The sequence below is a fragment of the Albidovulum sediminicola genome, assembly GCF_025751575.1.
GTDB lineage: Bacteria > Pseudomonadota > Alphaproteobacteria > Rhodobacterales > Rhodobacteraceae > Albidovulum > Albidovulum sediminicola.
Window position 1 is genome coordinate 1 of record NZ_JAOWLA010000015.1, and the last position, 14454, is coordinate 14454.

A 14454-nucleotide genomic window follows, 5' to 3' on the forward strand; every position below is an offset into this window, starting at 1 on the left:
CGCTCCGACTGGCCGCCGACCTGCGCGCCTGAGCGGTGCAAGCGGGGGCGGTCCGGGTCGCCCCCAATCCCCCCGGATTCAAACTTCCCGAAAAATGTTTCTCCGGATTCCGCGACGATCACAGGTCGATCTTACCCGCCTCTGGGTCCGTGTTCCAAAGAAGGAAAAGGCATGACGATGGTCACCCCCGCACTCGCCCTCCAAGCCGCCAACGACAACCCCGGCGGCTGCCTCGCTGCCAACGTCGCGCTGACCGGGCTTGTCGCCCTGTTGGTCCGCGCCGAGGTGCGCGCCATCGCCCGCAAGGGCGCGGCCACCCCCAAGGCCGCCCGCGCGGCCCAACGCGCGCGCTACCTTCTATCAGGGCTGCTGACCTGCGGTTGCTGCGGCGCGCCCTACATCATCGCCAGCCGCATCAGCTACGGCTGTCGCGAGGCGCACAAGCAGGCCTGCAACAACAAGGTGCCGGTCTCGCGCAAGCGCATCGAGGCGCGCGTCTTCGCCGGGTTGCGCAAGCTGTTCATGGCCCCCGAGATGATCGCGCGCTTCAAGGCCGCGCTGGCCAAGGCCGAGGCCGCCCAGGCCAATATCATCGCCGCGATCGCCGAGGGCGCCCCCTTCGCGGCCTTCAAGGCAAGGTCTGCCGAACTCGAGGCCGAGATCGCGGACCTTCGGGACCGCATCCGCCAGACCGAAGCCCGCATCGCGCAGCAGGCGCTGCCGTTGGAGGCCGCAGCGACGGTCTATGCCCGCGCCCTCGACCAGATGAGCGAACTCCTCGGCGACCCCGACCTCGTCGAGGAGGCCAACGGCTACCTCCGCATGCTGATCCGCGGCGTCACCCTCACCCCGGATGAGGCCGCCCCCCACGGCCTCGCCGCCGAAATCGTCCTCAACCCGTCTGACTGGCTCCCCGCGCGGGGCGGGAGCGATCCAGAGAGCGCGGATGACGGCCTGCGCATAAGGTGCTGAGAGGGGAAACGACCGAGGGGCCAGATCGCCTCCTAAACGATGCAGGGTCCGGTCTCTCCAGATCAGGTCGGCTGCCGGATCGATCGCCCAGTCCGGTGCTTGAAGGCCCGCGACAGGGCAGAGGCGCTGGAGAAGCCGCAGCGCAGGGCGATCTGGTCGAGACCGAGATCTGTATGGCTGGCAAGGTCGCGCGCCCGTGCCAGGCGCAGGGATTGCAGGTAGCGGGCGGGCGACTGGCCCAGTTCGCGCTGGAACAACCGGTTCAGGCTGCGCTCCGACAGGTTGGCGGCGTGAGCAAGCTCCGCGAGCGATGGCGGCGCTTCGAGCGTCGCGGCCATCCGGGCGACCACCTTGCGCAAGCGGTCCGAGCTGCGGCCGCGCAGGCCGGGGCCGAAACGCGGGTCGCTTGCCTGGCGGGCGCCGTCATGCAGGAACATCGATTCCGCCTCGAAGGCCGCGGCGGGGCCGAAGCGTTCGCGGATGAAGGCAAGGATAAGGTCCAATCCGGTCGCGGCGCTACCGCAGGTCCAGAGCGCGCCATCGCGGACATGCCGGTCCGGGCTGACGGTGACCGACGGGAAAACTTCGCCGAACTCTTCCAGAAGGTGCCAGTGAAGGGTGGCGCGGCACCCGTCGAGCAGCCCGGCCGCCGCCATCAGCCAGGCGCCTGTGTCGGCCGCGATCACCAGGTCTGCGGTCCGGGCAGGCCGCAGATGGCGCCAAAGTGCGGGGTCCACGGCGGCCTCGCGGAACCGGTCGCCACCGATTAGCAGGCACAGGTCCGGCCGCGCAGCAGTGGCGAGGGCCGCATCGGGCGTGACGCGGAGTCCGCTGGAACTGGTGACGGGGCGATCGTCGGGCGTCATCACCTCGAACCGCAGATCGATGCCTGCCTGATCCCGCACCACGCGCAGGGGTTCCATCAGGCAGGACAAGACCATGTTCGAGAAGTCGTCGAACAGCAGGATGGAAACCCGAAGCGACATGCATCTGTCTCTTTCTGTCATTTTGACGGCAGGATCAGTCAATCAACGTGCCCTTGGCAAGTATAGTCTGAGCCAACGGCGCAATCGGCGCCGGTCTGGCACAAGGATTTCCGACCATGACGCATCGCCCCCTGTCGCATCTGCGGGTGCTCGACTTCGGCCACTACCTTGCCGGGCCGATGGTCGGGATGATGCTGGCCGATATGGGGGCCGAGGTGATCCGCGTCGACCCGCCGGGCGGGCCGCGCTGGCGCGATCCTGCCTTCGACATGCTGTCGCGCGGAAAGCGGTCGCTGGTTCTGGACCTGAAGACGCAGGCCGGGCGACAGGCGGCGCTCGACCTCGCCGCGCGGGCCGATGTGGTGATCGAGAACTTCCGCCCCGGCGTGATGGAGCGTCTCGGCCTTGGCCCCGCGGCCCTGCGCGCGGCCAATCCCGGCATCGTCACCCTGTCCCTTCCCGGCTTCGCCTCCGCCGATCCGGAGTTCGCGGGCCTTCCCGCCTGGGAGGCGCTGATCGCCGCCCGCACCGGTCAGTTCACCGACATGGGGCTCAACCGCCGCCTGATGGGGATCAACCCCTCCTTCACGCCCCTGGGTATGGCCTCTGCCTATGGCGCCACCTTCGGCGCGATGTCGGTGCTGTTCGCCCTCGGGGCGCGGGACCGGAACGGCGGGGAGCACATCGAGGTCCCGCTGGCCTCGGCGCTGTTCGAGGGGCTCGTCTACAACAGCGAGCAGGTTCAGGATTACCCCGAGCGCTACAAGTCCCCGCGCGAGGTGGAGCTTGACCGCCGCGCCGCTGAATCCTTGCCGATGAACCTGCCCTTCGAGGACCTTTGGCCGCTCCTCGATCCGTTCTACCGCACCTATACCTGCGCGGACGGGCGCGGGTTCTACGTTGTGGCGTGTTCGATCAAGGGCCACCAGCGCCGTGCGCTGGCGGTTCTGGGGCTTCACGACCTGGCCGAGAACCTGCCGGATTTCGACGCCTATCTCGACCGGGCGGACTGGCCCGCTGACTGGGCGCTGCGGAACTTCCCCGTCGGGCCGAAGGATCGCGCGCGGGTTGCGGGGGCAATGCAGGCAGCATTCCTTACCCGCACTTCGGCGGAGTGGGAGGCGCTTTTCGGTGCAGCCAAGACGCCCGGGACGGCGCAGCGCAGCACGGCAGAATGGCTTGGCGACCCACACGCACTTGCCTCCGGTCTTGTGCTGGAGGTGGACGATCCGCGCCACGGCCGGATGCGGCAGATGGGCAACCTCGCCTGGCTTGCCGACGATGCCGGGGCGATGGTGAAGCGGCCGGGTCCGGAACCGGACGACCTGCGCCCGGATCTTGCGGCGATCCTGGCCGAGCCGCCCCGGCCCGCCCCGGTGGTCGCCGGCCCCGCAACCGGCTGGCTGGAAGGCTTGCGGGTGCTCGACCTGACCAACGTCATCGCCGGGCCGACCATCGGCGCGACGCTGGCGCGGTTCGGTGCCAAGGTGACCCATGTGCAGCCCGTGCAACCCTCGGTCGACCCGTGGAATGCGGTGGTCTTCGGTCTGCAGGCGCAGCGCGGCAAGGAAAGCGTGCTGCTCGACCTTGGCAGAGAGGCGGGCCGCGCGGCCCTCGACCGGCTGCTGGCCGGGGCCGACGTGGTGACGATGAACGGCACCGACGCGCAGCGCGACGCGCTCGGGCTTGCACCCGACCGGCTGGCGGCGCTGAACCCCGCGCTGATCCTGGTCCAGCTTGACGCCTTCGGCGGTCCGCGCCGGGGGCCGAAGTCCGACCACCTTGGCTATGACGACCTCGCGCAGGCCGCGACGGGCGTGATGCTGCGCTTTGGCGGCGGGATGGAAACGCCGGAAGAACACGCGCATTTCGGCACGATCGACGTGCTGACGGGGTTCTGTGCCTGCGTGGCGCTCGGCGCGGCCCTGGAGCGGCGGCGCGTGACCGGCCGGGGCGGCGTGGCGCGGGCGGCGCTGGCCGCGGCGGGCGAGATGATCCAGGCGCAGTTCATGTATGACTTTGCCGGGCGTGGGCCCTGGAACGAGCCCTCGGGGCGCACCGCGCAGGGCTGGGATGTGTTCTACCGCTGCTACCGGGCGTCCGATGGCTGGATGTTCTTCGCCGCCCCGACGGAGCGCGCGGCGGCGCTTTCGCGGGTGCCGGACCTGGCGGATCTGGCCGAACGGGAGGAGGACGCGGGCCTCGCTTCGGCGCTGTCCCAGCGCTTCGCGGCGCGCAAGGTCGTTGACTGGGCCACCACATTCGCCGGCGGCTCGGCCGGGATCGTGCCGCTCGGCTCGCTCCACGCCACGCGCGACGCCGCGCTGCACATTGAAAGCGAAGGCCCACTGGATATCCGCCACGCCACCTATCGCGCGGTGCGACACGACCGGCACCCAATGGGCCGCTGGGTCGACCTTGTCGCGCCCAACGCCGTGCGCCCGGACAAGGCCCCAATCACCCTCCCGGGCCCGGCCCCGAAATACGGCGCCCATACGCGAATGGTGCTGGAAGGTGCGGGCTACGCACAGGACCAAATCGACGCGATGATTGCTGACGGGGTCGCTTCGGAAAGCTGGTCGGCCCGCTATCTGCCGGAATAGCCCATGGCGATTGATCCGATGTCCGAGGGGCCCGGCCCCGCAATCTCCCCGCGCACCCGGGCGCGCGCGCGTCACATACTGGACTACTACTACATCGGCCCCGCACGGGACGACCGGGTGCTTGAGATCTGGGGCTATTCCGACCGGATGACTTATGCGCCGGGCGACAGCGTGGCGCTGCACGTCTCGACCACCGCCGAGACTTGGGAGCTGGAGATCGGCCGCGACGGCGTGGCCTATGAACCGCTCTACCGGGCAAAGGGGCTGACCGGCCGGCATCACCCGACGCCCGCCGACTGTTCGGTTGTGGGCTGCGGTTGGCCCGTCGAGCACCGGCTGACGATCCCGTCCGACTGGCGGCCCGGCGGCTACCTCGTCACCTTCCGGGCCCGGCGGGGTGACGATGCGGTCGAGGAACACCACCTGATCCTCGTGCGGCGGGCACCCGACCTGCCCGCCGCGCCCTACCTTCTGGTGTGCGCCACCGCCACCTGGGTCGCCTACAACTGCTGGGGCGGGTCGAACGCCTATGAGGGGATCGCGGGGCCGGAAGGCAACGCATTCTCGCCCATCCTGTCGCTGAACCGACCCTGGACCCGCGGCTTCTGCAAGCTGCCAGAGGGTGCACCGCGGGCCCTGCCGGACCACCCGCCGCGTCCGGGCGAGATGGTGCGTTATCCCTACATGGAATGGGCCTATGCCTATGGCTATTCCAAGAAATACGCCTCGGCCGGCTGGGCAAGCTACGAGCGTCTCTTCGCCCGCTGGGCGGAGGCTTCGGGATATCCTGTCGACTTCGCCACGCTGCATGACCTGCACAGCGACCCCGGCCTGATCGATCGCCACCGCTGCCTGATCTTCGTTGGCCACGACGAATACTGGAGCGCGGAGATGCGCGACAGGGTGGACCGCTACGTCGAGGCCGGTGGCAAGGTCGCGCGGTTCGCCGGAAACTTTCTTTGGCAGGTCCGGATCGAGGCCGAAGGCCGCCGGCAGGTATGCTACAAATACGCCGCAACCCGGCATGACCCGCTGATGGGCACCCCCGAGGCCCATCGCGTCACCGGCGCCTGGGAAGCGGCGCCGGTCAACCGCCCCGGCTGCCAGACCTTCGGCGCGAACGCGCTGCGCGGTATCTATGCCGGCCTGGGAAATTGCGCAGGGCGCGGGGCGGGATACACCGTCTACCGGCCCGACCACTGGGCCTTCGCCGGCACTTGGCTTGGTTACGGCGACACCCTGGGGCGCGAGTCCCGCGTCTTCGGCTACGAGGTCGATGGGCTCGACCTTGCGTTCCGCGATGGGTTGCCGTTCGCCACCGGCGCGGACGGTGCGGACCCGGCGATCGAGGTGCTGGCAATGGGCCTCGCGGCCAATGTCGAAGCCGACCACGGAACCTGGGGCGAGACCCGCTACATCGGCGGGGAGGATGCGGTCTTTCGGTCACTGTCCCTGACGGGCATGGATACCGCCGAAACCCGCGCCAGCGCTGCCCGCGGCAACGGCGTGATGATCCATTGGCAGCGCGGCAAGGGCGCGGTGTTCAACGCGGCGACATGCGAATGGGTCGCGGGCCTCGCGCGCGGCGACCTGCAGGTCGACCGGACCACCCGCAATGTGCTGGATCGGTTCGGAGGGACGCAGGACTGAGCCCACCCGACGCACGGGAAGTGTTGGGAACACGCCCGAACAAGCCCTTTCGGCATGGCCGCTCTTTGGGCGAACCGGACGGACGATCCACAGCTTCCCAACGCAGGCTTTCCGCCCTTCCTGCCGGATGCCGCGCTCGGAACAAATGTCTCAGTTGAAGTCGGAGCGGTCATCGTGACGTCTTCAGTGAGACCAGATATGCAACACATCCCTTGAGGGGCTTGAGGGACGATCTGGACCCGTTCACATAGTCCCTGCCCGCACCGCTCGGCAGAGTGCAAATGACGGCTGGGCAAAGGGCAGCGCCCCCACCCTGACGCGCCCGGCGATCTGAGACGGGTTCGACCCCATCGCGCGGCGTTTCCAGATTCGTGATTGTCGTCTGGCGGTGAAGGACACGCATAGGCTGTGGTAGGGGCTTCTTATCCCTTTGGTGGAGAAAGCGTGGCAAAGATGGCGCGAAAACGACCGTTTGGCCGCGATCCTTCTCCAAATCGCCATACTTAATGAGAAAACAATCTTAAAAAGGTCACAGTGACTGTTCATCCCTGAGACAGAAATTGAGGCTAAGTCAACGCAGCAACTTGTTCAGAGTGCAAATTGAGCACAGCCGGACTTGTTCCGGGTGGGGATCAGTGTGCGCAAAAACTGGGGCTGCGTTTCAAAAAGGGAAACGAGGAAAGCGAAATGACGCCCTTGACGATTCATCCGGTGCTTCTGTGTGGTGGTTCGGGAACGCGGCTTTGGCCGATCTCGCGCAGGGGCTATCCCAAGCAGTTCGCCAATGTGCTGGGCTCGTCGAGCCTGTTCAAGGATTCCGTGAACCGCCTGCGCGGTCCCAATTTCGCCAACCCGATCGTCGTCACCGGCGAGGATCTGCGTTTTCTCGTCACCGAACAGTTGGCCGAGGTCGGCCGTGAGCCCGACGCGATCCTGATCGAACCCGAGGGGCGCAACACCGCGCCGGCGGTTCTTGCCGCGGCGCTCTGGATCGAGCGCAATGACCCGGACGCGCTGATGCTGGTGACGCCCTCCGATCACGTCATCCCGGATGACGAGGAATTCCGCGCGGCGGTCGCGAAGGCGTCGAACGCGGCACAGGACGGCGCCCTGGTCACCTTCGGCATCGCGCCGACCCGCGCCGAGACCGGCTATGGCTGGCTGGAGCTTCAGGACGCGCGCGACAGGGAGTCGCCCTGTCCGAAGCCGCTCGTGCGCTTCGTCGAGAAGCCCCAGCGCGCGGTCGCGGAACAGATGCTCGACAGCGGCAAGTTCATGTGGAACGCGGGGATTTTCCTGTTCTCGGTCAAGGCTATCCTGGAGGCCTATCGCCGCCATGTCCCGGAAATGATCGAAGGCGTCAAAGCCTCGCTCGACGGCGCCGATGGCGATTTGGATTTCCTGCGCCTCGCCGAAGAGCCCTGGAGCAAGGTCGAGTCGGAATCGATCGACTACGCGATCATGGAGCATGAAAAGAACCTGGTCGTGATGCCCTTCAACCGCAGCTGGTCTGACCTGGGGGGCTGGGAAGCGGTCTGGCTGGAATCGAACCCGAACTTCGACGGCAACGTCGTTTCGGAAAACGCGCTGGCGATCAACTGCAAGCGTTCTCTTCTGCGCTCGGAGAGCGCGGGTCAGGAACTTGTCGGCATCGGCCTTGAGAACATCGTGGCCGTAACGATGCCGGACGCGGTTCTGGTTGCCAACATGTCGGACAACCAGCGCGTGAAAGAGGCCGTGGCGATCCTCAAGGAACGCGGCAAGCGCCAGGCCGAGGACTATCCGCGCGATCACCGGCCCTGGGGCTGGTTCGAAAGCCTCGCTATCGGCGGCCGCTTCCAGGTCAAGCGCATCGTCGTGAAGCCCGGTGGCGTGCTGAGCCTGCAAAGCCACTTCCACCGCTCCGAGCACTGGATCGTCGTGGAAGGGACCGCACGCATCACGGTCGGCGACGAAGTGAAGCTCGTTCCCGAGAACCAGTCGGTCTATATTCCCGTTGGGACCATTCACAGGATGGAAAATCCCGGAAAGGTGAATATGGTTCTGATCGAGGTTCAGACGGGCACTTACCTGGGCGAAGATGATATTGTCCGCTACGAGGACATCTACTCCCGTAAGTGACCGAAGGTTTGAGGAACAGACATGACTCGTCAACCGCTGACGGCCGTCCGGCCGAACACCTGGGAGTTCCTGCGCGACGCAATGATCTATCCCGCGGGCTTCCGCGAATATGATGCGCGCTGGAAATATCCCGACCAGATCAACCTTCCGGGCGTGACCGCGCTTGGTCTGGGTCTTGGGACCCAAATCATGCGCCGGGGGCTGGAGCCCACGATCGCGGTGGGCAACGACTACCGGGACTATTCGCTGGCGATCAAGCAGGCTCTGACGCTCGGCCTGATGCGCGCGGGCATCCGGGTCCGGGACATCGGGCCGGCGCTGTCGCCGATGACCTATTTCGCGCAAGGCTATCTGCGGACCTCGGCGGTCGCGATGGTCACGGCCAGCCACAACCCGAACGGCTGGACCGGGGTGAAGATGGGGCTCGACTACCCCGTGACGCATGGGCCGGACGAGATGTCCGAACTGCGTGACATGGTCTTGGGCGGAACCTGGGAAGAAGCGCCTGGCGGCTCCTACGAGTTCGTTCCGGGCGTGGAAGAGGCCTATATGGACGACCTCGTCGGCGATTTCCGCCTGACGCGGCCGCTGAAGGTCGTCTGCGCCTGCGGCAACGGAACGGCCGGACGGTTCGCGCCCCGGCTGCTGGAACGCATCGGGGCCGAGGTTGTCCCGCTTCACACCGAGCTCGACTATACCTTCCCGAACTACAATCCGAACCCGGAAGACATGCACATGCTGCATGACATGGCGGGCGTCGTCCGGGAAACCCGCGCCGATTTGGCACTGGGCTTCGACGGCGACGGGGACCGCTGCGGCGTCGTCGATGACGAGGGCGATGAGATCTTTGCCGACAAGGTGGGGCTGATCCTGGCCCGCAAGTACGCGGCCGAGTACCTGGGCGCCAAGTTCGTCGTGGACGTGAAATCCACCGGGCTTTACAGCGCCGATCCGGTCCTGAAGGACCTTGGGGCCACGACCGAATACTGGAAGACCGGTCACAGCTACATGAAGCGCCGGGTCCGCGAAACCGGCGCGCTGGCCGGGTTCGAGAAATCGGGCCACTACTTCATCGCCCCGCCGGTCGGCCGCGGCTTCGACTGCGGCATGCGCGTCGCGGTCGAGATCTGCAAGCTGATGGAAGCCAATCACGCGGCGAAATTTTCCGACCTCAAGAAGGCGCTGCCAACCAGCTTCATCACGCCGACGATGTCGCCCCATTGCCCGGACGAGGAAAAATACACCGTGCTGGAGCGCATCATCGCGCGCCTGCAAGAGGTGCAGAGCCAGAGCGGCGGCCTTGCCGGGCACCGGATCAGTGGCATCATCACGGTGAACGGCGCCCGGGTCATGCTGGATCACGGCGGGTTCGCGCTGGTGCGCGCATCCTCCAACACGCCGAACCTCGTGGTAGTGTGCGAAAGCCCGGAAAGCGCCGAAGACATGAAGGCGATCTTCCGCGATCTGGATACAATCATCCGCGAGCAGCCCCAGGTCGGGGCCTACGATCAGACACTTTGATACAGTAAACCACTTCCGTGGCTTTCTGACCTAGGCCGCCCTCCGCGAATCACTTGATGGTTTGGCGGAGAGGCGGCCTAAATTTTGGGCGAATTTCGGCCGTTTCGCTCACCGTTTCACCTTTAGGTTGCGGCACCAAATAGTTAACGTGCGGTAAATTTGCAGCGCACGAAATAATTTTCGGATTCGAGCGACAAATTCACAACGACATATTTATACGTCTTTTGGCCCGGATTTCGCCCCAAACGGCCCTCCCGGAAGCCGAATATGTCACGAAGGTGGCAGTCAACCTGACTAAAAGGACAGGTCGGGCCGCCCCGCGGTCGGGCGATTGCGGCAATATTCGGAATATTTGGGCAAATATCGAATTTTAAACGGTTTTTCACAGAGCTTCAGGGCGCGTTCTGTCGATTGCGAGGATGAAAATTGTGGGCTATGCAAAAATCGAACCCGGATGTTCGCAGGCATGCCAGGCGATGTGGACACAGGTGAAACCGCCCGGCCGAGCGCGTCTCGGATCAGTGAAACAGGGAGAGGCGGTGCTGTGTCTGCTGTGCCCTTGCGGTCTGCGGCCCTTGAGAAGATTGGTCGGAGCGAGACCGGCTACGGAGCGGAAACAGTGGAAGTATCTATTCTTGGTGCCGGGTATGTCGGCGCAGTCAGCGCCGCGTGTCTGAGCGACCTGGGCAACCGGATCGTCGTCGCGGATGTGAACGCGGACAAGGTGGCCCGTATCGGCCGCGGCGAATCCCCCATCATCGAAGCCGGACTCGATGAGCTGCTGAAGGCGGGCGTGGACAAGGGGCTGCTGACATCGACCACCGATGTGAAGCAGGCCGTCAAGTCGACCAAGGCGTCGATCGTCTGCGTCGGCACGCCTTCGCGCGCGGATGGCAGCCTCGACCTGCAATATGTGAAGGATGTCTGCGAAACCATCGGCGCGGCGCTGAGGGAAGTCGACCACCGTCACACGGTCATCATGCGTTCGACCATGGTTCCGGGCTCCATGCGCGGGCTGGTGATCCCGACGCTGGAGGCCGCATCCGGCCTCAAGGCTTTCGAGGATTTCGGCCTGGCGATCTACCCTGAGTTCCTGCGCGAAGGCACCGCGATCAAGGATTTCTTCGACGCCGCGATCACGCTTTATGGGGTCGAGGAAGAAGAGACCACCGAGGTGCTGCGTGCGATCAACAAGGGCTTGGCCTCCAGCGAGGTGCTGACCAGCCTCGACGCGGCGGAGGCGGTGAAATACGCCAACAACTGCTGGCACGCGATGAAGATCTCCTTCGCGAACGAAATGGGCAACATCGCCCGTGCCGCCGGCATCGACGGGATCGAGGTCATGCGCATCCTGTGCCTCGATACGCGCCTCAATGTCTCGACCGCCTACATGCGGCCCGGCTTCGCCTTCGGCGGCTCCTGCCTGCCCAAGGACCTGCGCGCCATCCGGGCGCTTGCCGCCTCCAAGGGGCTGCCGACGCCGGTCTTCGACGCGGCGCTCGCGGCCAACGAACTTCAGGTCGATCATGCCGCAGCTCTTGTCGAAGAGGCCGGCAACGCCAAGGTCGCCCTGCTGGGCTTGGCCTTCAAGGACGGCACGGATGACCTGCGTGAAAGCCCGCTGATCGCTCTCGCGCGCCAGCTGATCGCCGCCGGAAAGCAGCTTTCGATCTACGACAGCACGATTCAGGAGGCGTTCGGCAAGGAGGAGTTTAAGTCCTACTTCGACGCCGCCTTCCCCGATTTGTCGACGCGTTTCGCGGCTTCTGCGCAAGCGGCTTACGACGGGGCGGACACGATTATCTTCGGGCGCAACGACAGCGCCGCCATGCCCTTTGCGGAGCCGGCGCTTGCCGAAAAGGCCGTTGTGGACCTTGTGCGCGTCCGCGCGGACCTGCGGACAGGTGGAAATTACAAAGGCATCTGTTGGTGAGAAAACGCCCCGGCGGCGGCCGCAAGGCCCCGGATTCCGGCAAGAGGGTTAACAATTGATCGGTCACCTGTCGTATATTCTTGGCGTGATGGTGTTCGCCTCCTTGCTCCCCGATGCGATCTGGGAGCCGGGCACTGTCGAGTATCTTTTCATCGTCGGGATGATCGGCATCTGGCGTTACAGCTGGGGCGCGCTGCACATCGTGCGGAGCATCATCTACCGTGCCTGGGTCTTTCCGGAGTGGCGCCGCGCGATCAATCGGCTGGGCGATGACGTGATGCCCGATCATGTCATGCTGCTCGTCACCAGCTTCCGCCAGGACTCCGAGACCACCCGCCGGGTCTATGACTCCGTCTTCCGCGAGGCCGTCAGTTGCGGCCTCAGGACGACGGTGATCGCCTCCATCGTGGAAATGGCCGACCAGCGCCTGATCAAGGAGCTTTGGAACGTTTACGAGGGCAACCCCCTGGTAAAGCTGAAGTTCGTGCGCATCCCCGGCACCGGGAAGCGCGACGCGCTGGCGGTGGGCTTCCGGTCGATCGCGGCCGAAAACCCCGGGCCGAACGACGTGGCCGCCGTCATCGACGGCGACTCAATGCTGGAACCGGGCCTGATCCGCAAGACCGCGGGCTTCTTCGCCTTCGACCCGAAGTGCGGTGCCCTGACCACCGACGAGTTCTGCGAGGTCGAGGGCCGCTGGATCTTCAAGGAGTGGTACAACATGCGCTTTGCGCAGCGCCACATCCTGATGTCCTCGGTCGGGTTGTCGCGCAAGGTGCTGACGCTGACGGGCCGCATGTCGATGTTCCGCGCCCACATCGTTGCCGACCGCGAGTTCATCGAGCGTGTCCAGCACGACTGGATCAACCACTGGCGCCTCGGGCGCTTCGACTTCCTGACGGGCGACGACAAGTCGTCCTGGTTCCATGTCCTGTCGAAGGGCTGGGATATGCTCTACATCCCCGATGTTCGGGTGGTGACCATCGAGACCCCGCCCGACGACCGCTTCCTGAGCAGCGCCTGGCAGCTCATGCGGCGCTGGTTCGGCAACATGCTGCGCACCAACTCGCGCGCGGTTGCCCTGGGTCCGGGCCGCATCGGCTGGTTCCCCTGGATCTGCGTCGTGGACCAGCGCATCTCGATGTGGACCAGTCTGACGGGCCCCGCGATCACGCTTCTCGTGTCGGTCTTCGTGACGCCCTACATGGTGCTGAGCTACATGCTCTGGGTTTTGCTGACGCGCTACGCGCTCACGCTCGCGCTTCTGACCGCGCGGCCCAACGTGTCGGCGACGTATCCGTTCCTGCTCTACTTCAACCAGGTCTTCGGTTCGATGGTGAAGATCTATGTGGTCTATCACCTCGACAAGCAGAAATGGACGCGCCAGTCGACCACGATCAGCCGGGGCCTGACCAGTTGGAAACAGCGCAGCCTGACCTGGTCCTCCAACATCTCAATGACGTCCGGGATCCTGATCTTCATGACGTCGCTCGCATTCCTCTCAGGCGTCCTAGAGGCCTGGCAGTAAGACATTCGCCGTTCGGAAAACGGAAGGGTACAAAATGGCAGATGATGCAATTGTCCATGAGGCCGAGGTTCAACGACAGTATGTTCGTGTCCGCGTACCCGCGCTGGTCGAAATCAAGGGCGCCGAGGTCGAATGCTACGACTGGTCGGTCAATGGCTTGGGGCTGAACGCCACGCAGGGCAACTTCAAGGTCGGGCAACGCATCTCGGGCGAGATGGGCTTCAACTTCGACGGCTTCATGATGAGCGTCGAGTTCGACGCCGAGGTGCGCCACGTCCGCGAGATGACCTACGAGGGCCGGGACGTTCATCGCATCGGACTTGAATTCTCGGAACTGTCGAGCCGCTCGCAGGCGCTGCTGCGCTACGTTTCCAGCGCCTATATCACCGGCGAGGCGGTCGCGGCCGGGGACATGCTGCACCTTGTCCAGCGCGACAACTCCGCCCGTCCGCGCAAATCCGCGGCGCGCCTGGCCGAGGACCTGACCCGGACGCAGCGCTTCGTTCAGGCCATGCGCCAGCCGATCAGCTGGATCATCCTCGCGGTGGTGCTGACCTTCTCGTTCATGCTGACCTCCAACGCCTTCTATCGCAACGCCTATATCCGGACCCTCGCCACGGCCGAGGTCACGACCGACACGCCGACCGCGCGCGCGCCGGCTGCGGGCGTGATCACCTTCATCGCCGGAAACGAAGGCGACGTGATCCCGACCGGAAACCCGTTGCTCGGGGTGCGCCGTCCGAGCGGGGAAGAGATCTTCGTGGACAGCCCCTGCGACTGTACCATCGTCTCGATCGCCCATACGGTCCGCGAATTCGTCGAGGTCGGCGATGTCGTCCTGCGGCTTCTGCACCCGGACTCGAAGACCTTCGTCCGCCTCTATGTGTCGAAGTCGAACGCGCCCTGGCTGTTCGAGAACAAGCCCGACTACCTCATCGCGCAGATCCTCGGCTATGAGGGCCAGTTCTCGCTCGTGATGGGCGCCTCGATCTTCGACGCCGCGCGCGAAATGCTGGTGCTGGAGCTTGCGCCTTCGGAGGAGATTCCGTCCGAGCTCGCCGGCCGTCCCGCGACCGTCATCATGGATGCTGGCCGCAGCACCATCGTGGGGCGCATCCGCAGCTTCTTTGCGGGGTAACG

The 14454-nt window shown here is 65.4% G+C and carries 9 protein-coding genes; 8 read left to right on the plus strand and 1 reads right to left on the minus strand.

All coding sequences use genetic code 11. The features are described from left to right. The first annotated feature begins 171 nt into the window (after positions 1-171). The gene (locus OE647_RS15050; protein WP_263722577.1) at positions 172-972 is read left to right on the plus strand and encodes a recombinase zinc ribbon domain-containing protein; all 801 of its coding nucleotides are present in this window, start codon (positions 172-174) and stop codon (positions 970-972) included. Between the two features lie 62 nt (positions 973-1034). On the opposite strand, the gene OE647_RS15055 is transcribed toward OE647_RS15050, so the two are convergent. Continuing rightward, on the minus strand, positions 1035-1958 hold the full coding sequence (locus tag OE647_RS15055) for a GlxA family transcriptional regulator (protein WP_263722578.1): 924 nt from the start codon (positions 1956-1958) through the stop codon (positions 1035-1037). 116 nt (positions 1959-2074) lie between these two features. Between OE647_RS15055 and OE647_RS15060 the strand changes: the two genes are divergently transcribed. From OE647_RS15060 to OE647_RS15090, 7 genes are all read left to right on the plus strand, one after another. After that, a complete protein-coding gene (locus OE647_RS15060) occupies positions 2075-4561 on the plus strand; it encodes a CoA transferase (RefSeq protein WP_263722579.1) in 2487 nt (828 codons plus the stop codon). Positions 4562-4564: 3 nt separating this feature from the next. Further along, positions 4565-6211, plus strand: coding sequence for a N,N-dimethylformamidase beta subunit family domain-containing protein (locus OE647_RS15065; protein ID WP_263722580.1), 1647 nt, complete (start codon positions 4565-4567; stop codon positions 6209-6211). A gap of 687 nt (positions 6212-6898) precedes the next feature. Next, the gene (locus tag OE647_RS15070; protein ID WP_263722581.1) at positions 6899-8332 is read left to right on the plus strand and encodes a mannose-1-phosphate guanylyltransferase/mannose-6-phosphate isomerase; all 1434 of its coding nucleotides are present in this window, start codon (positions 6899-6901) and stop codon (positions 8330-8332) included. A 21-nt stretch (positions 8333-8353) separates the two neighbouring features. Beyond that, positions 8354-9853, plus strand: coding sequence for a phosphomannomutase/phosphoglucomutase (locus OE647_RS15075; RefSeq protein WP_263722582.1), 1500 nt, complete (start codon positions 8354-8356; stop codon positions 9851-9853). Positions 9854-10472: 619 nt separating this feature from the next. Beyond that, positions 10473-11786, plus strand: a complete 1314-nt coding sequence (locus OE647_RS15080) for a nucleotide sugar dehydrogenase (protein WP_263722583.1) — start codon at positions 10473-10475, stop codon at positions 11784-11786. Positions 11787-11841: 55 nt separating this feature from the next. After that, positions 11842-13314, plus strand: a complete 1473-nt coding sequence (locus OE647_RS15085; RefSeq protein WP_263722584.1) for a glycosyltransferase family 2 protein — start codon at positions 11842-11844, stop codon at positions 13312-13314. Between the two features lie 34 nt (positions 13315-13348). Beyond that, positions 13349-14452, plus strand: a complete 1104-nt coding sequence (locus tag OE647_RS15090) for a PilZ domain-containing protein (protein ID WP_263722585.1) — start codon at positions 13349-13351, stop codon at positions 14450-14452. Positions 14453-14454 lie beyond the last annotated feature (2 nt).

Coding starts and splice junctions, on each gene's coding strand:
- OE647_RS15050 (WP_263722577.1), top strand. CDS start 172: ATGACGATGGTCACCCCCGCACTCGCCCTCCAAGCCGCCAACGACAAC.
- OE647_RS15055 (WP_263722578.1), bottom strand. CDS start 1,958: ATGTCGCTTCGGGTTTCCATCCTGCTGTTCGACGACTTCTCGAACATG.
- OE647_RS15060 (WP_263722579.1), top strand. CDS start 2,075: ATGACGCATCGCCCCCTGTCGCATCTGCGGGTGCTCGACTTCGGCCAC.
- OE647_RS15065 (WP_263722580.1), top strand. CDS start 4,565: ATGGCGATTGATCCGATGTCCGAGGGGCCCGGCCCCGCAATCTCCCCG.
- OE647_RS15070 (WP_263722581.1), top strand. CDS start 6,899: ATGACGCCCTTGACGATTCATCCGGTGCTTCTGTGTGGTGGTTCGGGA.
- OE647_RS15075 (WP_263722582.1), top strand. CDS start 8,354: ATGACTCGTCAACCGCTGACGGCCGTCCGGCCGAACACCTGGGAGTTC.
- OE647_RS15090 (WP_263722585.1), top strand. CDS start 13,349: ATGGCAGATGATGCAATTGTCCATGAGGCCGAGGTTCAACGACAGTAT.